At 70.2% G+C, this 19,348-nt stretch carries 21 protein-coding genes and 1 riboswitch; of the genes, 10 read left to right on the forward strand and 11 right to left on the reverse strand.

The window, feature by feature from the left end:
* The first annotated feature begins 165 nt into the window (after window positions 1-165).
* From ACFQVD_RS01785 to ACFQVD_RS01795, 3 genes are all read left to right on the forward strand, one after another.
* Window positions 166-900 (forward strand): DUF1707 SHOCT-like domain-containing protein, encoded by a 735-nt coding sequence (locus tag ACFQVD_RS01785; RefSeq protein ID WP_343967477.1) that lies wholly within the window; start codon window positions 166-168, stop codon window positions 898-900.
* A gap of 319 nt (window positions 901-1,219) precedes the next feature.
* Window positions 1,220-1,717 (forward strand): SigE family RNA polymerase sigma factor, encoded by a 498-nt coding sequence (locus ACFQVD_RS01790; protein ID WP_343967475.1) that lies wholly within the window; start codon window positions 1,220-1,222, stop codon window positions 1,715-1,717.
* Window position 1,718: 1 nt separating this feature from the next.
* Window positions 1,719-2,528, forward strand: coding sequence for a hypothetical protein (locus ACFQVD_RS01795; RefSeq protein ID WP_343967473.1), 810 nt, complete (start codon window positions 1,719-1,721; stop codon window positions 2,526-2,528).
* 10 nt (window positions 2,529-2,538) lie between these two features.
* On the opposite strand, the gene ACFQVD_RS01800 is transcribed toward ACFQVD_RS01795, so the two are convergent.
* From ACFQVD_RS01800 to ACFQVD_RS01825, 6 genes are all read right to left on the reverse strand, one after another.
* Complete coding sequence (locus ACFQVD_RS01800; protein WP_343967470.1) at window positions 2,539-3,300, reverse strand: sirohydrochlorin chelatase; 762 nt, start codon at window positions 3,298-3,300, stop codon at window positions 2,539-2,541.
* Window positions 3,297-4,025, reverse strand: a complete 729-nt coding sequence (locus ACFQVD_RS01805) for a phosphoadenylyl-sulfate reductase (RefSeq protein ID WP_343967467.1) — start codon at window positions 4,023-4,025, stop codon at window positions 3,297-3,299. The genes ACFQVD_RS01800 and ACFQVD_RS01805 overlap by 4 nt, the downstream gene beginning before the upstream one ends.
* A gap of 154 nt (window positions 4,026-4,179) precedes the next feature.
* Window positions 4,180-4,323 carry a hypothetical protein gene (locus tag ACFQVD_RS01810; protein WP_012893136.1) on the reverse strand — a complete coding sequence of 48 codons (144 nt, stop codon included), beginning with the start codon at window positions 4,321-4,323 and terminating at the stop codon, window positions 4,180-4,182.
* Window positions 4,320-6,002 carry a nitrite/sulfite reductase gene (locus tag ACFQVD_RS01815; RefSeq protein ID WP_343967464.1) on the reverse strand — a complete coding sequence of 561 codons (1,683 nt, stop codon included), beginning with the start codon at window positions 6,000-6,002 and terminating at the stop codon, window positions 4,320-4,322. The genes ACFQVD_RS01810 and ACFQVD_RS01815 overlap by 4 nt, the downstream gene beginning before the upstream one ends.
* 148 nt (window positions 6,003-6,150) lie before the next feature.
* Window positions 6,151-6,234 (reverse strand): putative leader peptide, encoded by an 84-nt coding sequence (locus tag ACFQVD_RS01820; RefSeq protein WP_350917820.1) that lies wholly within the window; start codon window positions 6,232-6,234, stop codon window positions 6,151-6,153.
* An 81-nt stretch (window positions 6,235-6,315) separates the two neighbouring features.
* The gene (locus tag ACFQVD_RS01825; RefSeq protein WP_343967462.1) at window positions 6,316-6,441 is read right to left on the reverse strand and encodes a hypothetical protein; all 126 of its coding nucleotides are present in this window, start codon (window positions 6,439-6,441) and stop codon (window positions 6,316-6,318) included.
* A gap of 72 nt (window positions 6,442-6,513) precedes the next feature.
* Here ACFQVD_RS01825 and ACFQVD_RS01830 point away from each other — a divergent pair, with 72 nt between their 5' ends.
* From ACFQVD_RS01830 to rsgA, 5 genes are all read left to right on the forward strand, one after another.
* Window positions 6,514-7,350, forward strand: a complete 837-nt coding sequence (locus ACFQVD_RS01830; protein ID WP_343967460.1) for a TIGR03084 family metal-binding protein — start codon at window positions 6,514-6,516, stop codon at window positions 7,348-7,350.
* Window positions 7,351-7,530: 180 nt separating this feature from the next.
* Window positions 7,531-7,929, forward strand: coding sequence for a YccF domain-containing protein (locus ACFQVD_RS01835; RefSeq protein WP_343967458.1), 399 nt, complete (start codon window positions 7,531-7,533; stop codon window positions 7,927-7,929).
* A gap of 77 nt (window positions 7,930-8,006) precedes the next feature.
* Window positions 8,007-9,020, forward strand: a complete 1,014-nt coding sequence (locus ACFQVD_RS01840; RefSeq protein WP_343967456.1) for a YihY/virulence factor BrkB family protein — start codon at window positions 8,007-8,009, stop codon at window positions 9,018-9,020.
* Window positions 9,021-9,028: 8 nt separating this feature from the next.
* Window positions 9,029-9,112: riboswitch (ZMP/ZTP riboswitch) on the forward strand.
* A gap of 32 nt (window positions 9,113-9,144) precedes the next feature.
* Window positions 9,145-10,401, forward strand: a complete 1,257-nt coding sequence (glyA, locus tag ACFQVD_RS01845) for a serine hydroxymethyltransferase (RefSeq protein WP_343967454.1) — start codon at window positions 9,145-9,147, stop codon at window positions 10,399-10,401.
* 335 nt (window positions 10,402-10,736) lie between these two features.
* A complete protein-coding gene (gene rsgA, locus ACFQVD_RS01850) occupies window positions 10,737-11,855 on the forward strand; it encodes a ribosome small subunit-dependent GTPase A (RefSeq protein WP_343967452.1) in 1,119 nt (372 codons plus the stop codon).
* Between the two features lie 127 nt (window positions 11,856-11,982).
* Here rsgA and ACFQVD_RS01855 read toward each other — a convergent pair whose 3' ends face one another.
* From ACFQVD_RS01855 to ACFQVD_RS01870, 4 genes are all read right to left on the reverse strand, one after another.
* Window positions 11,983-12,297, reverse strand: a complete 315-nt coding sequence (locus tag ACFQVD_RS01855; RefSeq protein WP_012893126.1) for a WhiB family transcriptional regulator — start codon at window positions 12,295-12,297, stop codon at window positions 11,983-11,985.
* Between the two features lie 106 nt (window positions 12,298-12,403).
* On the reverse strand, window positions 12,404-13,351 hold the full coding sequence (locus ACFQVD_RS01860) for a sucrase ferredoxin (protein WP_343967435.1): 948 nt from the start codon (window positions 13,349-13,351) through the stop codon (window positions 12,404-12,406).
* 101 nt (window positions 13,352-13,452) lie between these two features.
* Entirely contained in the window at window positions 13,453-14,955 is a 1,503-nt protein-coding gene (locus ACFQVD_RS01865; RefSeq protein WP_343967433.1) for a glycerol-3-phosphate dehydrogenase/oxidase, read from the reverse strand.
* Window positions 14,952-15,518, reverse strand: a complete 567-nt coding sequence (locus ACFQVD_RS01870; protein ID WP_343967431.1) for a TetR/AcrR family transcriptional regulator — start codon at window positions 15,516-15,518, stop codon at window positions 14,952-14,954. The genes ACFQVD_RS01865 and ACFQVD_RS01870 overlap by 4 nt, the downstream gene beginning before the upstream one ends.
* A 46-nt stretch (window positions 15,519-15,564) precedes the next feature.
* Between ACFQVD_RS01870 and ACFQVD_RS01875 the strand changes: the two genes are divergently transcribed.
* Window positions 15,565-17,148: an FAD-binding oxidoreductase gene (locus ACFQVD_RS01875; protein ID WP_343967682.1), complete on the forward strand. Its 1,584-nt coding sequence runs from the start codon at window positions 15,565-15,567 to the stop codon at window positions 17,146-17,148.
* 79 nt (window positions 17,149-17,227) lie between these two features.
* Here the strand turns inward: ACFQVD_RS01875 and ACFQVD_RS01880 are convergent, their stop codons facing one another.
* Window positions 17,228-17,638: an acyl-CoA thioesterase gene (locus ACFQVD_RS01880; RefSeq protein WP_343967429.1), complete on the reverse strand. Its 411-nt coding sequence runs from the start codon at window positions 17,636-17,638 to the stop codon at window positions 17,228-17,230.
* A 199-nt stretch (window positions 17,639-17,837) separates the two neighbouring features.
* Between ACFQVD_RS01880 and ACFQVD_RS01885 the strand changes: the two genes are divergently transcribed.
* The gene (locus tag ACFQVD_RS01885) at window positions 17,838-19,346 is read left to right on the forward strand and encodes a metallophosphoesterase family protein (protein WP_343967427.1); all 1,509 of its coding nucleotides are present in this window, start codon (window positions 17,838-17,840) and stop codon (window positions 19,344-19,346) included.
* Window positions 19,347-19,348: the final 2 nt, after the last annotated feature.

Consider the following 19,348-nt stretch of genomic DNA (forward strand, 5'->3'; position numbering starts at 1 on the left):
CTCGGGGAGGAGGCCGTGCAGCGGCCGTGACGCCCGGCACGGTGCCCCGCGTCGCCGTATGGTGGACGGGGTGCCCGGTGAGGGGGCGTCGGCAGGTGCGGACGCACCATGCTTCCTACCTTCTGGGGATCCTCTATCCAGACAACTCGCGATATGTTGTGAGTCATGAATGATCCTGGGGAAATGCGGGTCTCGGACGCCGAGCGGGAGGCCGCCGTCGAATGGCTGCGGGTCGCCTCCGTCGAGGGACGGCTGACCCTCGGTGAGCTGACCGAGCGCACCGAGGCGGCCTACACCGCCCTCACCCAGGCCGAACTGGCCGTGCTCACCGCGGACCTGCCAGGTGGTCACCCGGCGCCCGCCCCCGCCTACCCTCCGGCCGAGGCCGAGCGGGGCGGCGCGGCGCGCCGCTGGTTCGTGGCGGTGATGGGCAGCTCCAAGCGGCGTGGTACCTGGCGGATCGACAAGCCGCTCGGCGCCGTCGCCGTGATGGGCGACGTCGTGCTGGACCTGCGCCAGGCCGAGGTCCGCACCGGGGTGGTCGACATCATGGCCACCGCGATCATGGGCGATGTGAAGATCATCGTCCCGGACGGCGTGGACGTCGAGCTCGACGGCATCGCCATCATGGGGGACAAGAAGGTCCAGGTGATCGAGGCGCCCCCGGGCACGAACGTGCCGATCGTCCGGGTCAAGGCCTACGTCCTCATGGGGGACATCAAGGTGGTCGGAGACTCGCGGGCCAAGCCCCTCAAGAAGAAGTGGGCCGCCTGGCGGGAGCAGTGGGACCAGATGCGCGGCGAACTGCCCGGTGAGGCACACCGCCACCAGATCCACCCGCCCCCCCAGCCCTGGAGCTCAGCGCACCCTCCCCGGCCGCCCAGGCTGCCCGGCCACTGACGGACGTCCCCCCACCCGCGCGGCCTCTCATCTGCCCCGCGCCGCTCGGCGCCGGGTCACTCCCGGCCCGCGGCACGACCGAGCGCGCCTCGGGCCGCTCCGTACCCGGACCGCGCCACTCAGCCGCCACTCAGCGCCACTCAGCGCCACTCTGGGGCCCGCCCGCCGCACCGCGCCGCGTGGCCGTGCGCCCGGCCGCCTCTGTCCCCGTCCGGGACCCCTTCCCGCGCCCCGGCGGGTGAGTTTCCGGACGCGTGCAACGTCTCGGGGCGTCCGGAGCGTAGTGATCGGTGACAACACCGAGCAGGGAGGACCCCCGATGCGAGACCGGGCCGACTTCGAGCGCTACGTGGAGCAGTGCTCGGCCCGCCTGCTGCGGACCGCCTACCTGCTGTGCCGCGACTGGGGCACGGCGGAGGACCTGCTGCAGACGGCCCTGGCCAAGGCGTGGCTCGCCTGGCGGAGAGTGGGCGACGATCCGGACCCCTACGTCTACCGCATCCTGGCCAACACCCATGCCAGCTGGTGGCGGCGCAGGTGGCGGGGGGAGGTGCCGAGCGCGGACCTCCCCGAGACGCCGGACGAGGCCGCGGAGGACGCGGTGGCCGGCCGGGAGGCGGTCAGGCAGATGCTGGCCGGGCTTCCCGGCAGGCAGCGGGCCGTGATCGTGCTGCGTTACTTCGCCGACCTGCCCGACCAGCAGATCGCCGAGATCCTCGGCTGCTCGGTGCCGACGGTGCGCAGCCAGGCCAGCCGCGCACTGTGCAAACTGCGGGTCGATCCCGCGACCGCCGCCGCGATCACCACGGGGAGCTGAGATGACGATCACCGAGTCCGAACTGCGCGAGATCCTGGCCGGAGACAGGGGTGAGGATCACAACAGGGGCGTGGCCGTCGCCGACGTCCACCGGCGCGTCCGCGCGATCAGGCGCCGCCGCTGGGGCGCGGCCGGTGCGGCCGCGGCCGCCCTCACCGTGGCGGTGGCACTCAACGTCCTCCCCGGCGGTGGCACCGCGAACGGCACCGATGTCTGGACCGGAGTCATGGCCCGGCCGTCCGCCGACATGCCGACCACGTCACAGCCGTTTGGAGAGCCCTACCCCGGGCGCGAGGTCGTGACCCGCGGCTACCACACAGGTGGAACCCGTGAGGAATTCCGGATCGGAGCCGGGATCAGCCCGATGACGGTGAAGGTCCACTGCTCGGGGCCGCTGCGGCGGGCGATCGTCTGGATCGACGACGGCCCTCCCAGAAGGCAGCTCTGCGGAACCGGTCCCGACGGATTCACCATGGAGGTCCTGTGGGAGAGCTGGAACGACGAGCCTGCCAGGGGCGCGGAGAGCCCGGCGGCCGGTGAGCGGGTCGTGTCCGCGGTCGTGCTGCCCGGCGAGGTCGACAGGGCGGGCAGGACGGTCAACGAACTGATCGAGGGGATGGACGGCTACTTCGAGGGCTGGGAGGAGGAGCTCGCCGGAGCCGAGCCCTTCCCGCTCAGCTGGTCGCTCAGCGTGAGGGGGATAGCCTTCCCGGCCTGCCGGGACAATGTGCGCCAGGTTGACCCGAGAACCGGGAAGGTGGTCCTGCTGCGCTGTGAGGGCGAGGCCACCGTGCCCCCGAACCCCTCCTGACCCGGCGGGATCAGGCGGTGGCGAGCGCCCTTCGCCGGTGTGCGGCCCGGTCGTAGCGCTCCAGCAGTACCGTCGCGAGCTCCGGGGCGGCGCCCAGCACGTCGGCGACGACGTCGGCGCCCGCGGCCAGGGTCTCACGGCGGATCTTGTCGGCGAAGTGGCCGGGGGCCAGCAGGTAGGGGGCGACGACGATCCTGGCGGCCCCGGAGCGCCGCAGGCGCAGCACCGCCTCCTTCGGAGTGGGACCCGCGGCCGAGGCGTAGGCGGCGCTCACCGACCGCCAGCCGCGCCGCGTCGCCCAGTCTCCGGCGATCCGGGCGATCGTCGCGTTGGCCCGCGGGTCGCTGGAGCCGGCCGAGACCAGCACCACGGCGGTGCCCGTCTCGCCGGGCTCCACCCCCGCCTCGGCCAGGCGCCGCTCCAGCGCGGTGACCAGCAGCGGGTGCGGGCCCAAGGTGGCGCCCGCGTGCACGCGCAGCAGGGGCCGGCGGGCCGTCGCCTCGGCCAGCGCGCCGGGGATGTCGACCCGGCTGTGGTAGGCCTCGGTGAGCAGCAGCGGCAGCACCACCGCCTCGGTCAGACCCGACAGCGCCGCGGGGAGCGTCGGGGCGGCGTGGTCGAGGTAGGCGGTGCGCACCGGGAGTTCCGGGCGCGCGTCCCGTACCAGGTCGAGCAGGTCCTCCACGGTCGCGGCGGCGCGCGGGTCACGGGACCCGTGCGCCACCGCGATCAGCGGTGTCACGGAAGCGGCGCCGGGGGAGCGCCACGTCATACGTGCAGCCCGCACTCGGTCTTGCCCATGCCGGCCCAGCGACCGCTGCGCGGGTCCTCCCCGGGAGCGACCTGGCGGGTGCAGGGGGCGCAGCCGATCGAGGGGTAGTTGTCATAGTGCAGCGGGTTGATCAGCACTCCGTTGTCGGCCATGTAGTTGTCGACGTCGTCCTGTGACCAGCCGGCGATCGGGTTGATCTTGACCATCTGGCGCTTGGCGTCCCACTCCACGACCTTGACACCGGAGCGGGTGGCCGCCTCGTCGCGACGGATACCGGAGACCCAGGCCAGGTAGGGCTCCAGCGCGCGGTTGAGCGGCTCGACCTTGCGCAGGTAGCAGCAGAGGTCGGGGTTGCGTCCGAACAGGCGCGGCCCCAGGTCGCGCTCCTGCTCCGCGACGGTCCGGGACGGCTGCACGTTGATCACGTTCACGTCATAGACCTGCTGGACCGCGTCACGGGTGCCGATCGTCTCGGCGAAGTGGTAACCGGTGTCGATGAACAGCACGTCCACGCCGGGCTTGACCCGGCTGACCAGGTCGATCAGCAGGGCGTCGGCCATGGAGGCGGTCAGGCAGAGCCGGTCGCCGAAGGTCGCCGCCGCCCAGCGGATGATCTCCAGGGCCGAGGCGTCCGCCAGGAACCGGGAGGCCGACTCGACGATGTCCTGCAGCTCGAACGCGCTCCGCTGCTGCCGTAACCCGATCTCGATGTCCACCAGTGTCATCGCTCGTTCACCCAATCCTCATTCGCCCCGCGGAGCGGTGCGCTCGTCGCGCCGGAACTCGCCGTCTGGACCGTGCGGCTCGCGAGGGCATCGTCGGCTCTCGCGCCGGCTCTCGCGCCGGCTCTCGCGTGGACCGCGTCGGATTCGCCGCGCGTCACGAGCGCACCCCGATTCCGAGAAACTTCAACTTGAAGGCACGTACGCACGACCGGCAGTACCAGCCGCCGTCGCCCTCGTAGGGCTCCAGGTCCTCCTCGCCGCAGTACGGGCAGTGGAAGGGAACCGCTCGCTCGCTCATTTCAGGTCCGCGTCGTCGGCGCGCTGCACCCAGTCGGAGAAGGTCTCGTCGTCCTTCTTCTGCTCCTCGAAGTTGCGCAGCACCCGCTCCACGTAGTCGGGAAGCTCCTCGGAGGTGGTCTTCAGGCCGCGGACCTTGCGGCCGAAGCCCGGGTTGACGCCCAGCGAGCCGCCCAGGTGCACCTGGAAGCCCTCGACCTGCTCGCCCTTGTCGTTGACGACGAGCTGGCCCTTCAGGCCGATGTCGGCGACCTGGATGCGCGCGCAGGAGTTGGGGCAGCCGTTGACGTTGATGGTCAGCGGGTTCTTGAAATCGGGCAGCCGCTGTTCCAGTTCGTCGATCAGGTCGGCCGCGGTGGCCTTGGTCTCGACGATGGCCAGCTTGCAGAACTCGATCCCGGTGCACGCCATGGTCTGGCGCCGGAAGGTGGAGGGGTTGACCTGCAGGTCGCCGGCCTCCAGTTCGGCGACGAGGCTGTCGACCTGGTCGGGGGCCACGTCGAGGATGACCATCTTCTGCTCGACGGTGGTATGCACCCGGTTGGAACCGTGCCGCTCGGCGATGTCGGCGATCAGGTGCAGCTTGTCACCGTCCAGGCGGCCGACCTTCGGCGCGAAGCCGACGTAGAAGTTGCCGTCCTTCTGCGGGAAGACGCCCACGTGGTCCCTGCGGCCGCCGCGCGGCTGCTCGGGCGCGGGGCCGTCGGGCAGGGCGTGGCCGAGGTACTCCGTCTCCAGGATCTCCCTGAACTTCTCCGCGCCCCAGTCGTTGATCAGGAACTTGATCCGGGCCCGGTGCCGCAGGCGGCGGTAGCCGTAGTCGCGGAAGATGCCGATCACGCCGCCGTAGGCGGGGGCGACCTGCTCGGGGGTGAGGAAGACCCCCAGCCGCTTGCCGAGCATCGGGTTGGTGGACAGGCCGCCGCCCACCCAGAGGTCGAAGCCCCGCTCGCCCTTGTCGTTCACGACGCCCACGAACGCCACGTCGTTGATCTCGTGCACGGTGCAGTGCGCCGGGCACCCGCTCACCGCCGCCTTGAACTTGCGCGGCAGGTTGGAGAAGGCGGGGTCGCCGATGTAGGTGTCGTGGATCTCCTGGATCTGCGCGGAGCCGTCGATGACCTCGTCGGTGTCGATCCCGGCCAACGGGCAGCCCAGGATGACGCGCGGGGTGTCGCCACAGGCCTCCGTGGTGGACAGGCCCACCGACTCCAGGCGCTCCCAGATGTCGGGGACGGCCTCGATCTCGATCCAGTGGAGCTGGATGTTCTGCCGGTCGGTGACGTCGGCGGTGCCCCGGCCGTAGAGGTTGGAGATGTCGGCGATGACCCGCAGCTGCGCCAGGTCGAGCCGGCCGCCGTCGATCCTGACCCGGAGCATGAAGTAGCGGTCGTCGAGCTCCTCCGGCTCCAGGATCGCGGTCTTGCCGCCGTCGATCCCGGGCTTGCGCTGGGTGTAGAGACCGAACCAGCGCATCCGGCCACGCAGGTCGGAGGGGTCGATGGAGTCGAAGCCCCGCTTGGAGTAGATGTCGATGATCCGCTGACGGACGTTGAGCCCGTCATCGTTCTTCTTGTTCTCCTCGTTCTTGTTCAACGGTTCGCGGTAACCGAGAGCCCACTGACCTTCGCCACGCGGGCGCTTGTGGTGTCGGTTGACCGGCCGGGCCGGGGTCGTCATGTGCGCGTCCTTTTTGAGGCTCGATGGGATGATTTCCGGACGCGCACGGGCGGCACCTCCCGCCTCGTCGTTGAGTGCGGGGGTCGATTACTCAGAGGAGGACGCCTGTTACGCGGCCGAGCTGGGTGAAATCAGCAGAGGGCGACGGTTAACGGACGTCACAACAGATGGCACTGCGGACACGCAGAAGGTCGACGTGGCGTCGCACGACGAGCAATGGGTCCGCTGGCATGTCACCGACGATACCTTGGTGACACTGGATGTCCAATGTCGGGTCCACAATCTGGACGCGAAGCCGAGATCCGGGCCCGGTTCACCCCTGGCGCGGCCAGCCCAGCGCCGGCTCCCTGGGCCTGTCGGCGGGCTTGTGCTGGCAGTCGCACCACGAGCCACCCCGGCACTTCTCGTGCCGCCGCGCCTTGCACTCCTGGCAGATCATGCTTCCATTCTGCGCTGTTCCCTCTAGAACATCGCTCGGTTACCCTGGCCTTGGCCGGAACAGGGAGGCGCGATGGGCCTGGTGGACGAACTGCTGGCGGATCTGCGCGCCGAGACGGCCGAACTCGACGCGATGATCGGAAGGCTCGGCGCGCAGGAGTGGGAGCTGGCCACTCCGGCCGAGGGCTGGATGGTGCGCGACCAGATCAGCCATCTCGCCTGGTTCGACGACGCCGCCACCGTCTCCGCCACCGACCCCGACGGTTTCCGCGCCGCCCTGCCCGCCCTCCTGGCCCGCGGCGACTCCGCGGTGGACGAGCTCGCGGTCGCCTCGCGCAGCCTGGCCGCCGGCCAGATACACGACTGGTTCCGCGAGGCCAGGGCCCGCGGTCTGGAGGCCTTCGCCCGGCTGGACGCCGGTGCCAGGCTGCCCTGGTACGGACCCGACATGTCGGTCGCCTCCTTCGTCACCGCGCGCCTGATGGAGACCTGGGCTCACGGGCAGGACGTGGCGGACGCGCTCGGCGTCACGCGCGTGCCGACCACCAGGCTCAGGCACGTGGCGACGCTCGGGGTACGCGCCATGCCGTACGGCTTCGCGGTGCGCGGCCTGAAGCCGCCGGCGCGGCCGGTGCGGGTGGAGCTGACCATGCCCGACGGATCGTCGTGGGCGGCCGGGCCCTCGGGCGTCCCCGACCTGGTCCGCGGCACCATGATCGACTTCTGCCTCCTGGTGGTCCAGCGCCGCCACCTCGCCGACACGTCCCTGCTGGTACGCGGTGAGACCGCGAGGGCCTGGACAGCGGTCGCGCAGGCCTTCGCCGGCCCCCCGGGCAAGGGAAGAGCCCCCCTCGACCAAGGAGAGAGCCGAACACAAGGTCACACCAACCGGACCGAGGACCCCTTGTAAGGGACGCGTCCGCCCTCACGGCGGAGGGACCACCCGTGAGGCCGCGCCGGGGACTGGACTGAGGAGAGCGGGGTTGCGAGGAACGAGCGGCCCCGGTCGACGAGGGAAGGAGCCGGGTAAGAGCGGCCGAACCGCGACGCGTTAGCGTCGCCATAGGCACTGTCTGACATGCTCGTGAATATGCGGACTTTGTTGAACGTCATCTGGTTGGTCTTCGCGGGAATCTGGTTGGCGATCGGCTATGTCCTCGCGGGCATCGTCTGCTGTGTGCTGATCATCACGATCCCGTTCGGTATCGCGTCGTTCCGGATCGCCGCCTACGCGCTGTGGCCCTTCGGCCGGACCGTGGTGCGCGACCCCGAGGCGGGGGTGATGTCCACCATCGGCAATGTGATCTGGTTCGTCGTGGCCGGGATCTGGCTGGCGATCGGGCACCTGCTGACCTCGATCCCGCTCTTCCTGTCGATCATCGGAATCCCGCTGGGCCTCGCCAACCTCAAGCTGATTCCCATCTCCCTGCTGCCGCTGGGCGCCCGTATCGTCGACAGCGACGACGCCCAGGCGTTTTACCACAGATAGCCCGGGCAGGCGGGTGAGATTCGATCGTTGCCCGCCTGGCTCGTGATCAAGCACGGCTAGGAATACCGTTGTGTGGCATGACGTCCACTGATGCCCCGGCCCAGCGGCCCGAACCCGAGCGGAGCCCTTCGCGCGGGCCCGGGACATGGCTGCACACGGGTCTCGGGTGGATCCGCGGCACGGATGTCTGGACCCGGCTGCTGGCGATGCTCGCGTGGATTCGCGGAACCGACCTGTGGGCGCTGGTCACCGCCACCACGAACGCGGGCGTCACCTACCGGGTCACCGGCCTGGCGGGGGAGGCGGCCTTCTTCGCGCTGCTGTCGCTGCCGCCGTTCATGCTCGGCCTGATCGGCGTGCTCGGCCAGCTGACCCGGGTGTTCGGCCCCGAGACCGTCAAGAACGTCAGCGACTGGATCGACCAGCAGGCCCACCTGCTCTTCACGGACAACGCCGTCGACACCGTGGTCACCCCGCTCATCGAGGACGTGTTGAAGCCCGAGAACCAGGTCTCGCTGATCTCCCTGGGCTTTCTGCTCGCGCTCTGGTCGGGCTCGCGGGCGCTGTTCGTCTACGTCGACCTGATCTCGGTCGCCTACGGCCTCGGCGAGGAGCGGGGCATCATCCGCACCCGCCTGATGTCCTTCGGGTTCTATCTCGCGGGCCTGCTGATCGGGCTGGTGGTGATGCCCGTGCTCGTTCTGGGACCCGTCGCGCTGCGCGGCGCCCTGCCGACCGACTACGCCCCGCTGGTCGACGTCCTCTACTGGCCGGTGGTCGTCATCGGCTCGGTGATCTTCCTTACCCTGCTCTACCACGTGAGCGTGCCCGTACGCACGCGCTGGTGGCGGGAGCTGCCCGGAGCGGTGCTCGCCCTCGTCATCTGGATCGTCTGCGCCGCGGTGCTGCGCGCGGTGCTCGCCGCCTGGTTCTCCCCGGTCTCCATCTACGGCTCGCTCGCCGCGCCCATCGCCGTACTGCTCTGGCTCTACATCACCGCGCTGGCCGTGCTCATCGGGGCCACGCTCAACGCCGAGGTCGACCGGCTCTGGCCGGTCGACGGCGCAGGTCGCGCCAGCCGCATGGGTTAGTCCGCTATCGTCTATGCGGCGACTGGCGCATAGGGTGGGAGAGACCACCGGGGAGCTGAAGGGCGAGAAGGCCGAGCGCCTGGGTCTTCACGCGATGTCGACGATGACAGGGGAGTGAAGGCGCATGAGTGCTCTTTCCAGTGTGGATCCGCAGATCGCCGAACTCATCAAGGCCGAGGAGCGGCGGCAGGCCGACACCGTCAAGCTGATCGCTTCGGAGAACTACGTCTCCAAGGCCGTCCTTGAGGCCACCGGCACCGTCCTCACCAACAAGTACTCCGAGGGCTACCCCGGCAAGCGCTACTACGAGGGTCAGCAGGTCATCGACCAGATCGAGACCATCGCCATCGACAGGGCCAAGTCCCTGTTCGGGGTGAACCACGCCAACGTCCAGCCCTATTCGGGCTCGCCCGCCAACCTCGCGATCTACCTGGCCTTCCTGAAGCCGGGCGAGACCGTGATGGGCATGGGCCTGCCCTTCGGCGGCCACCTGACCCACGGCTGGTCGGTCTCGGCCACCGGCAAGTGGTTCAACCCGGTCCGCTACGGGGTTCGCAAGGACACCGGCCGCGTCGACATGGACGAGGTGCGCGAGATCGCCCTCCGTGAGCGACCCAAGGTGATCTTCTGCGGCGGTACCGCGATCCCGCGCACCATCGACTTCCCGGCCTTCGCCGAGATCGCCCGCGAGGTCGGTGCCGTGCTCGCCGCGGACATCGCGCACATCGCGGGCCTGGTGGCCGGTGGCGCCCACCCGTCCCCGGTCGGTTACGCGGACGTCATCTCCACCACCACCCACAAGACCCTGCGCGGGCCCAGGGGCGCCATGCTCATGGCCACCTCCGACGAGCACGCCACCGCCCTCAACAAGGCGGTCTTCCCCGGTCTGCAGGGCGGCCCGCACAACCACACCACCGCGGCCATCGCGGTGGCGCTGAAGGAAGCGGCGACCGACGACTTCAAGGACTACGCCCGCCAGGTCGTCCTGAACGCCAAGGCGCTGGCCGAAGAGCTCAGCGGCCGCGGCTTCGACCTGGTCTCCGGTGGCACCGACAACCACCTCATCCTGTTCGACCTGACCCCCAAGGGCATCGGCGGCAAGCCCGCCGCCCAGGCTCTGGACAAGGCGGGTCTGGAGACCAACTACAACACCGTGCCGTTCGACACGCGCAAGCCGTTCGACCCGTCGGGTATCCGCATCGGCACCGCGGGCGTGACCAGCCGTGGCATGGGTGTCGCCGAGATGCGGCAGATCGGCGCCTGGATCGACCAGGTCGTCACCGCCCTGGCCAAGGACGAGGACGAGGCCAAGCACGTCATCACCCGAGTCCACGGCGAGGTCAGGGAGCTCACCTCCCACTTCCCGGCACCGGGCCTGTGACCGGGCCCTCGCCGGCAGGGCCTCGGGCGCGCCCGAGGCCCTGCCGGCGAGGCTGAACAGATCTTCGAGGGCCGGATCCGTCGGGGCCCCGGGACGTCACGCGTCCCGGGGCCCCGACGCGTTCCCGGGCTACGGCCGAAATGGGTTTGCGCCGGACGGGAGGGGCTGCGCTATGGTTCTCCGGAAGACGTCGTCCGAGAGACGGGCGGTCGTGAGCCACGAGGAGGTGGAGATCATGCGGGTTGTTCTGATGATCATGCCATCCACCAACCTTCGGGTGCCCGCCTAGCCGATTCGTGACGGGGCACCCGACCTTTCAAAAGGGTGTACCCACGTTGTCTTCGCCAATCATCTCTTCATCCGCCGCTCTCACCGCGCTCGGCTGGAACGACTTCTTCGCCGCCGAACTCCCCGCCGGTCTGACTCCCGCCCGGGTGTCCCGCGTCGATCGCGGTGCCGCCGAGGTGCTGTCCGCCGCCGGCCATCTCCGGGCCGACTACGGTGCCCGAGTGCGGCGCGAAGCCGCCGCCGATCCCGTGGCACTGCCCTGCGTCGGTGACTGGGTCGGGCTCCGCCGGCTGTCCGAGGGCCGCTTCGAGCTGGAGGCGCTCCTGCCCCGGCGCACCGCGTTCGTGCGCGGCGGTGTCGGCAGGGTCTCCAGGGGCGGGCTCTCAGGTGACTCACAGGGGCAGGTGCTCGCCGCCAACGTCGATGTCGTCTTCGTCGCCGAACCCGCGCTGCACGCCACCGACACCGCCGATCTGGGCAGGATCGAGCGGCTGCTCGCGCTCGCCTGGGAGAGCGGTGGCCGTCCCGTGGTGCTCGTCACCAAGTCCGATCTGATCGGCGAGGGGCTCGACTTCCTGCTGAGGGAGGTGGCCACGGCGGCGCCGGGGGTGGACGTGCACCCGGTCTGCTCGGTCACCGGGGAGGGGGTCGGCATCGTCCGCGAATACCTTCAGGGCACGCGTACCGCGGTGGTGCTCGGCGCCTCCGGTGCGGGCAAGTCCACGCTCGTCAACGCCCTGGCCGGGGCGGACGTCATGGAGACCCAGCACGTCAGGGCCGGCGACGGCCGGGGGCGTCACACCACCGTGCACCGCGAGCTCATCCCGCTGGCGAAAGGCGGACTGATCATCGATACGCCCGGTATCCGCCGCATCGGCCTGTACGACATGGGCGAGGGCGTGGACATGGTCTTCTCCGACCTGGAGGAACTCGCCGAGCGGTGCAGGTTCGGCGACTGCGGCCACGACAGCGAGCCGGGCTGCGCGGTGCTCGCCGCGATCGAGGACGGCACGCTTCCCGAGCGGCGGCTGGAGAGCTGGAACAAGCTGCAGAGGGAGGCCGCCTGGATGGCCTCCAGGAGTGACGCGCGACTCCGCAAGGAACTGCAGAACAAGTGGAAGATCATCCACAAGGAGATGCGGAAGCCGGGCCGCAGCAGGCCGTAAAGGGGAAATGCCCGCCGTGCGGTGGTCTGCTCCAGACGCCGCACGTGCGGGGCCCGACACGACAACGTGTGATCTCGCAGGGGGTGCGCGAGATCACACGTGAGGGGAAGCCGGGTGGAGGTACTGCTCAGGCGACGGCACTGATGCCGGCGCTGGCGGCGCGGCGCATACGACGGCGACGCTCGGAGGCGCGCTCGTCCTCGTTCAGACCGCCCCAGGTGCCGTACTTCTCCGGACGGGACAGCGCGTAGTCCAGGCACTCGGCGCGAACAGGGCACTGGGCGCAGATCGCCTTGGCCTTACGTTCGCGAATGTCACGCTCGGGCTGACGCTCACCGTCGGGACCGAAGAAGAGCACGAGGTCCTCGCCCCGGCACGCGGCGTCATCCTGCCATCCCCAGCTGGGCCGAGGCCGGGCGGTCTGCCGACGTACCTGAGACATGAGAAAACCACCTTATAGTTGAGAGGTATTTCTGGTTGATGCCGCATTTGGACGCTTGTGGCGTCCCTGGATCCAACGCCTGGATTGGCCGTGATGTTCCCTCAAGTCAGGTCAGCGCGGACGTGGCGTACAGCACAGGGGTCAGCCTGTCCAGCGCTACCAGCCGGTAGGTAGTGATCGTATCGGCGCAAGCCGTACCACATGGCGTTGTCAGCGTCATGGGTTCAACCACTACCCGAAAACGAGCGCCGCTACCGCGCACAAATGCCTCGGTGACGGCGCCGTCCGACCTGGAGGATTCCACGGCCACTCCGCCAACCGAGAGTTCACCCGTATGAATGCGGATGAAATGCTCAGCGGCCTGCAGTGGCTCAGGGATGCCTGCGCGTCCCCGGAAACGGTCAAGAATGATCTCGCCGGACCGGTACGCGTCGGCTGCCGCGATCGCAGCAGCCTGAGACATGCTGCCGTAGTAAAGCCCGTGTGGCAAGCACACGAGGTTGGCGGCGTATCGATCGCCGCCAACATGTGATGTTTCCCATACTGTGTCCGGCAATGATTTTGCCAAGGACCGAGCTAGGGGTAGTCCAATGCGGGCGCAGCACGCGTTGCGCTTGGCATGCGTGCAGACCAGAAAAACCGGCTCACTCACAAGTATGCAGGACTCCGGGACCACTCCGGCCACCACGCTGTCAAGGTCAAGATCGTCTGGACCTGCGAAGATGCCTTCGGCGATCCACGGCTCGGCGGCGGTGGAGTCGGCGACCATGACGTGAATGCCGGTTTCCACGGGGTTTCTGCGACCCGGGCGGCGAATCAGCTGGGGCCGGATGCCGAGCCGCGTGGCCCGTTTGATAAGAGTGTGAACGCCCTCAGGAAGTTTGCAGTCCTCGAGGTGGGAGGCCCAGGGGCCGGAGTGTTCGATCAGCAGCCAGAAGCGGGCCCCGACGGTCGCGCTGGCGTGGACGGGCAGTTCGCCGGTATGGCACCCCCGGGGGTGCTCGCATCCCCTGCTCGCCATGTCCGCCATGCTCACGCCACCGCCCGTGATCACACTCTCTCCTTGCTCCGAGTTAGGCAAGACTAACCTAACGATCGAATCAGGGTGGCGCAGGGGGAAAAAGATCATAGGCGGGTAAAAGTGCGCCAGTGGTGTCAGTAGGCCAGTGCCGCGCGCGCCAGCGGGAGGGCGGCCTCGCGGTCGGAGGGGACGAGGCCGATCCTGGTCCGCCGGTCGAGGAGGTCGTCCACGTCCAGGGCGCCCTCGTGCCTGACCGCCCAGACGAGCTCGGCCCCCGTGACCCCGGTCGGACCGGCCTCGGCCAGCCAGGGCTCGCGGGCCATCAGCGCCCGCACGGCGCCCGCCTCGCTCCCGTACCGCTCCAGGAGCCGGTCCGTGCCCTTGCCGCCGCCCTCCGGCCGGACGGCCCCGACGAGGGGCAGGCTCGCGGTGCGGCTCCGGCCCGCGCTGAGCCCGCCGAGCGACACGGCCCGGTCGACCGCGTCCTCGGCCATCCGCCGATACGTGGTCAGTTTGCCGCCCACCACCGTCACCATCCCGTCCGGCGTGGCCAGTAGCGCGTGCTTCCTGGACAGGTCGGCGGTGTGGCCGCCGGCGGCGAGCAGCGGCCGCAGCCCCGCGTAGGTGCCCGCGACGTCCTCACGCCGTACCGGCTCCTCGAGCACGGAGTTCAGGACGGTGAGCAGGAAGGTCACGTCCTCCTCCGGCGCCTGTGGGACATCCGGGACGGGACCGTCCACCGGCTCGTCGGTGAGGCCGACGTAGATCCGTCCGTCGGGCTGGGGGAGCACCAGCGCGAACCGGTTGCTCGCGCCGGGGATCGGGATGTGCAGCCCCGCGGCCAGACCCGGCAGCGTCTCGGGTCGCAGCACCAGATGGGTGCCGCGTGAGGGGCGCATCCGGATGTCCGGGTGAAGCCCGGCGGCCCATACCCCGGTGGCGTTGACCACCGTTCTGGCCCGGATCGTGAAAGTGTCCCCGCCGAGTTCGTCGCGGACCAGCGCGCCCTCGCCGGACACCTCCAGCGCCCGGCAGCGCGTCAGCACCCTAGCCCCCCAGCGGGCGGCGGTCCTGGCCACGGAGACCACCAGGCGGGCGTCGTCGGTCAGCCGCCCGTCCCACGACAGCAGAGCGCCGCGCAGCCCGCGCGAACCCAGCGGGGAGGCGAGGGCGAGCGCCTGCTCGGCGGAGATGCGCAAGGGGCCGGGAAGGAGGTGGCGGGGCGTGTGCGCCGCGATCCGCAGCCCCTCGCCGAGCCGGTACCCGGTCATCACCAGCGCCGCCTGGCGGCGGGAGACCGCGGGGACCAACGGCAGCAGGTAGGGCTGCGCCCTGACCAGATGCGGTGCGGTACGCCCGAGCAGGTGACCACGCTCCACCGCGCTCTCGTAGGCCACCCCGACCTGTCCTCTGGCCAGATAGCGGAGCCCGCCATGGATCATCTTGGAACTCCACCTGGAGGTACCGAACGCCAGGTCGTGGGCGTCGATCGCGGCCACGGAGAGACCTCGGGAGGCCGCGTCGAGCGCCGCCCCGGCACCGGTCGCGCCCAGCCCCACCACCAGCACGTCCACCACGAGGTCGCGGACCTCGGCGAGCTCGCGGGCGCGGCGGGCGGCATTGAGAGAGGATTTCACCGTCTTAGGTACCTTTCCAGGAGCGTGGCGAGCTCGGCGTCCAGATCGTCCCTGGTGAGCGGGTTCAGCATGGTGGGGCCGGAGAGCAGGAACGACTGGGCCGTCAGCAGCACGCCCCTGGCCAGCCTCACCGCGTCACCGGGGCGCACGGTGCCGAGGTCCTGCCCTGCGGTGATCGCCGACTCGACGAGGCCCAGCATGGCCTCATGGCTTGAGCCCCGGCGATCCAGCAGGTAGGGCAGGAGCAGCTCGGGGTCGACCTCGACGATCTTCCGCCAGAGCGGATGGTCGCGCAGCGCCCGCACCACCGCCACCGCCGCGGTGACCGGGTCCTCGGTGGCGAACCGGCCGGCCACGCGCACCCACTCGCGAGTCATCAGGTCGGCGACGAGAGTGCGCATGTCGGGCCAGTGGCGGTAGATCGTCATGCGTGACACCCCGGCCCGGCGGGCCACGTCGGTGAGCGTGGCTCGCCGCACCCCCACCGCGAGGACCACCTCGCGGGCGGCGTCGAGGATCTGGTCGCCGCTCTCCGCGGCCGCGTTGTGACGGATGGACGTCATATGTCACAGTGTAGGGGTGGAAAAACCGACGAGTGCCGCGGAACCCATGCTCTGGTCCGGCTGGGGGGATCCCGCCAAGGCCGCCGACCTGCCGGAACCGATTCGCAAGCTGCTCCACGAGATGCTGGGCGTGCGCCCGCCTCGGGGCCGGGCCGCCGACTTCGGCGAGGTGCGCCTGCCCGCCGTGGCCCTGTCACCGCTGGTTCTCACCGAGTTGCGCGGTGTCGTCGGCGCCGACCACGTGCGCTTCGACGACGACGCCCGCATCCGGCACACCCGCGGCAAGTCCACCCCCGACCTGCTGCGCATGCGCGCCGGAGACGGCTCCGACGCGCCCGACGCCGTGGTGCTGCCCGGCTCCCACGAGGAGGTGCTGGCGGTGCTGGCGACCTGTGCCGCGCACCGGGTCGCGGTGGTCCCCTTCGGCGGCGGCACCTCCGTGGTCGGCGGCCTGGTCGCGTCCAGGCAGGGCTTCGCCGGTGTCGTCGCGCTGGATCTGGCCCGGCTGAACCGGCTGGTCGCCGTCGACCGCGAGTCGATGGTCGCCGAGATGGAACCGGGGCTGCGCGCCCCGCAGGCCGAGCAGCTTCTGGCTGGGCACGGGCTCACCCTAGGACACTTCCCGCAGTCGTTCGAGTACGCCACGCTGGGCGGTTTCGCCGCCGCCCGCTCCAGCGGCCAGGCCTCGGCCGGCTACGGCCGCTTCGACGACATGGTCGTCGGCATGACCGTGGCGACTCCGCGGGGCACCCTCGACCTGGGCCGGGCGCCCGCCTCGGCCGCCGGGCCCGACCTGCGCCAGGTGATCCTCGGATCGGAGGGGGCCTTCGGCGTGATCACCTCCCTGAGACTCCGCGTCCGGCCGGCGCCCGCCGAGCGCGTCTACGAGGGATGGCGGTTCGAGTCGTTCGCGGCGGGCTCGGCCGCGCTGCGGCGCCTGGTCCAGGAGGGCGCTGTGCCCACGGTGCTGCGCCTGTCCGACGAGACCGAGACGATGATCGGGCTGGCCAGGCCGAGTGAGATCGGCGCCCCGTCCGCCGGCGCGGGCTGCCTGGCCATCGCCGGGTACGAGGGCTTCTCGGAGGTGCCCGCCCTGAGGGAACGGGTCGCCGCCGTGGCGTCCGGGCTCGGCGGCGTCTACCTCGGTCCCGGCCCCGGCGAGTCGTGGGCCCACGGGCGCTACTCCGCGCCCTACCTGCGCGACTCGCTGCTCGCCGCCGGGGCGACCGTCGAGACGCTGGAGACCGCCGGATTCTGGTCCAACCTGCCCCGCCTGTACGAGGCCGTGCGGCTCTCGCTGCACGCCTCGCTCGGCTCACCACTGGTGATGTGTCACATCTCCCACGTGTACGGCACCGGCGCCTCTCTCTACTTCACGGTCGTCACGGCGCAGGCCGACGACCCCGTCGGGCAGTGGGAGGCGGCCAAGCGGTCGGTCAACGAGGCGATCGTCACGGCCGGAGGCACCATCTCGCACCACCACGGCGTCGGCCGCGACCACCGGGAGGCCCACGCGGTCGAGATCGGCGACCTGGGTGTGGAGATCCTGCGCGGGATCAAGGACCGGCTCGACCCCGGGGGCATCCTCAATCCGGGTGTCTTGGTCGCCCCGGAGAAGTCCGTCTCCTGAGGCCTGCTCCTTTGGGACCCGTTTACCGGCGGGTCTCTCGTTTTCCGCCTTCCGCCTTCCGGCGGGGGCGGGAACGAGGTCAACCGGCGACCACCAGCTTCTCCATGGCCTCGCGGAGCGGCCCGGGGATTCCGGTGGGCCGCCGGGTCTCCCGGTCGACGAACACGTGGACGAAGTGGCCCTCGGCCACGACCGTCTCGCCGTCCGCGCGAAACAGCCCGAGCTCGTAGCGGACGCTGGAACGGCCCAGGTGCCCGATCCGCAGCCCGACCCGGACGGGTTCGGGAAAGGAGACCGAGGCCCTGTAGACGCAGTGCGACTCGACGCACAGGCCGATGGTGTCGCCGTCGTGGATGTCCAGACCCGCGCTCCTGATCAGCCAGGTGTTGACCACGGTGTCCATCATCGAGTAGTGGACGGCGTTGTTGACGTGGCCGTAGACGTCGTTGTCCTTCCACCTGGTCGGAACGGTCTCCCAGTAGGCGTACACGGTGGAACTGTATTCCAGAGATCGGCGCGGGGACGACCCGCTCCCCGTGGGGTCCCGGCGGCAAGGGGGAATCGCCTGATCGTTCCTCACCCGGGACCCGGACGGCGGGCCCGTCCTCATCCGCTTCGGGTATGGATCGCCCTCCTTTGTTGACGGTGATTCGGGTGCGACTCCTTAAGATCATTGCCAAGATATGGTCATGGTCGATGTCGGACGGGCGGCGCAGCGCGGGCGTGAGGTCTCCTCCCGGGTGTCCAAGGAGGGTGCGGGCTGGTCCTGCACGCGCAGGGGGACCTTCGAGGACCTGCTGCCCAGCCGGGAGCCCTTCTCCTGGCTCGACGTGCGTACGGTCTGGCGCTCCAGGAACGAGGTCCTCGCGGCCCTGTTCGGAGACCCGTCGGGGCAGGTACGGGCGCGCTGGGTGGCGTCCCAGCGGGCCCGGGGCGCCGACCCCTCCTTCCGCATCCCGATGGACGTCGGTCCCGAGTTCTCCTTCCTGGTCCTCGGTGACACCGGGGAGGGCGACTCCTCGCAGTACGCCGTGGTGCCGGGCATGCTCAGGATCGGCGAGGACACCGCCTTCGCGGTCGTCGCCAGTGACGTGATCTATCCCACGGGTTCGGGGAACGAGTACGAGGACAAGTTCTTCCGCCCCTACCAGGACTACCGGGCGCCGATCTACGCGATCCCCGGCAACCACGACTGGTACGACGGGCTCGGCGGCTTCATGCGCGTCTTCTGTGACGCCCCGTCGCTGGAGGCGGAGGGCGAGGGGTTCAAGCCGTCGCCCTCCGGGCTGCGCGGCCTGCTCTGGCGCAGGCCCGAGAAGATCGACGAGGCCAGGCTGGCCAGGGCGCGCGAGCGGCGGTCGAAGCCCGAGCAGCAGGCCGCGCAGCCGGCCCCCTACTGGGCGATGGAGACCCCCGGGCTGCTCATCGTCGGCGTGGACACCGGGATACGCGGCGACATCGACGCCGAGCAGGCCGACTGGCTGCGCGAGGTCTCCCGCGACCCCAGGCCCAAGGTGCTGATCACCGGAAAGCCCATCTACACCCGCAACGACTACAAACCGTCGAAGCTGGCCGGGGGCGGCACCATCGACGACATCGTCACCGACCCCGCGCACAACTACGTCGCGGCGATAGGCGGCGACGTGCACAACTACCAGCGCTTCCCGATCAGGGTCGGGGAGCGGACCATCCAGTACATCGTGGCGGGCGGCTCGGGGGCCTTCATGCACGCCACCCACACCACCCCCAGGGTCACCGTCGGCGGCCTGCACGAGGACGACTACCGGTGCTACCCGCTCCGCGGTGACTCGTTGTCCTTCTACAGCAGGCTCTACAGCGACCGGCTGCGCATGCGGTGGTTCTACCTCACGCCGGACGAGAGCGCGGCGCTGATGTCCCGGCAGATCGGCAACACCCCGGTGCGGGACATCCCGGCCGTGCCGATCACCCGGCGGATGAGATGGGCGGCCCGGATACTCGGCGGCTGGCCGATGCCGTTCCGGCTTCCGGTCGGCAGGGTGTTCCACCGCTACCTGTCGGAGCTGTCGGACTGGGACACCCCGCCGTTCTTCAAGAGCTTCCTGCATGTCTCGGTGACGCCCGAGGTCTTACGGATCCGCTGCTTCGCCGCCACCGGCTGCCTGCCGCAGGAGATCGAGCCCCCGCTCGAGGACGAGATCGTCATACCGCTCGTCTGACC

The sequence above is a fragment of the Streptosporangium amethystogenes subsp. fukuiense genome, from assembly GCF_042665875.1.
In the GTDB taxonomy this organism is placed as follows: Bacteria; Actinomycetota; Actinomycetes; order Streptosporangiales; family Streptosporangiaceae; genus Streptosporangium; species Streptosporangium fukuiense.

Coding starts and splice junctions, on each gene's coding strand:
- ACFQVD_RS01805 (WP_343967467.1), bottom strand. CDS start 4,025: ATGACACTGGTGGACATCGAGATCGGGTTACGGCAGCAGCGGAGCGCG.
- ACFQVD_RS01790 (WP_343967475.1), top strand. CDS start 1,220: ATGCGAGACCGGGCCGACTTCGAGCGCTACGTGGAGCAGTGCTCGGCC.
- ACFQVD_RS01800 (WP_343967470.1), bottom strand. CDS start 3,300: ATGACGTGGCGCTCCCCCGGCGCCGCTTCCGTGACACCGCTGATCGCG.
- ACFQVD_RS01875 (WP_343967682.1), top strand. CDS start 15,565: ATGCTCTGGTCCGGCTGGGGGGATCCCGCCAAGGCCGCCGACCTGCCG.
- ACFQVD_RS01830 (WP_343967460.1), top strand. CDS start 6,514: ATGGGCCTGGTGGACGAACTGCTGGCGGATCTGCGCGCCGAGACGGCC.
- ACFQVD_RS01870 (WP_343967431.1), bottom strand. CDS start 15,518: ATGACGTCCATCCGTCACAACGCGGCCGCGGAGAGCGGCGACCAGATC.
- ACFQVD_RS01835 (WP_343967458.1), top strand. CDS start 7,531: ATGCGGACTTTGTTGAACGTCATCTGGTTGGTCTTCGCGGGAATCTGG.
- ACFQVD_RS01820 (WP_350917820.1), bottom strand. CDS start 6,234: ATGCCAGCGGACCCATTGCTCGTCGTGCGACGCCACGTCGACCTTCTG.
- glyA (WP_343967454.1), top strand. CDS start 9,145: ATGAGTGCTCTTTCCAGTGTGGATCCGCAGATCGCCGAACTCATCAAG.
- ACFQVD_RS01810 (WP_012893136.1), bottom strand. CDS start 4,323: ATGAGCGAGCGAGCGGTTCCCTTCCACTGCCCGTACTGCGGCGAGGAG.
- ACFQVD_RS01885 (WP_343967427.1), top strand. CDS start 17,838: ATGGTCGATGTCGGACGGGCGGCGCAGCGCGGGCGTGAGGTCTCCTCC.
- ACFQVD_RS01855 (WP_012893126.1), bottom strand. CDS start 12,297: ATGTCTCAGGTACGTCGGCAGACCGCCCGGCCTCGGCCCAGCTGGGGA.
- ACFQVD_RS01785 (WP_343967477.1), top strand. CDS start 166: ATGAATGATCCTGGGGAAATGCGGGTCTCGGACGCCGAGCGGGAGGCC.
- ACFQVD_RS01795 (WP_343967473.1), top strand. CDS start 1,719: ATGACGATCACCGAGTCCGAACTGCGCGAGATCCTGGCCGGAGACAGG.
- ACFQVD_RS01815 (WP_343967464.1), bottom strand. CDS start 6,002: ATGACGACCCCGGCCCGGCCGGTCAACCGACACCACAAGCGCCCGCGT.
- ACFQVD_RS01825 (WP_343967462.1), bottom strand. CDS start 6,441: ATGATCTGCCAGGAGTGCAAGGCGCGGCGGCACGAGAAGTGCCGGGGT.
- ACFQVD_RS01840 (WP_343967456.1), top strand. CDS start 8,007: ATGACGTCCACTGATGCCCCGGCCCAGCGGCCCGAACCCGAGCGGAGC.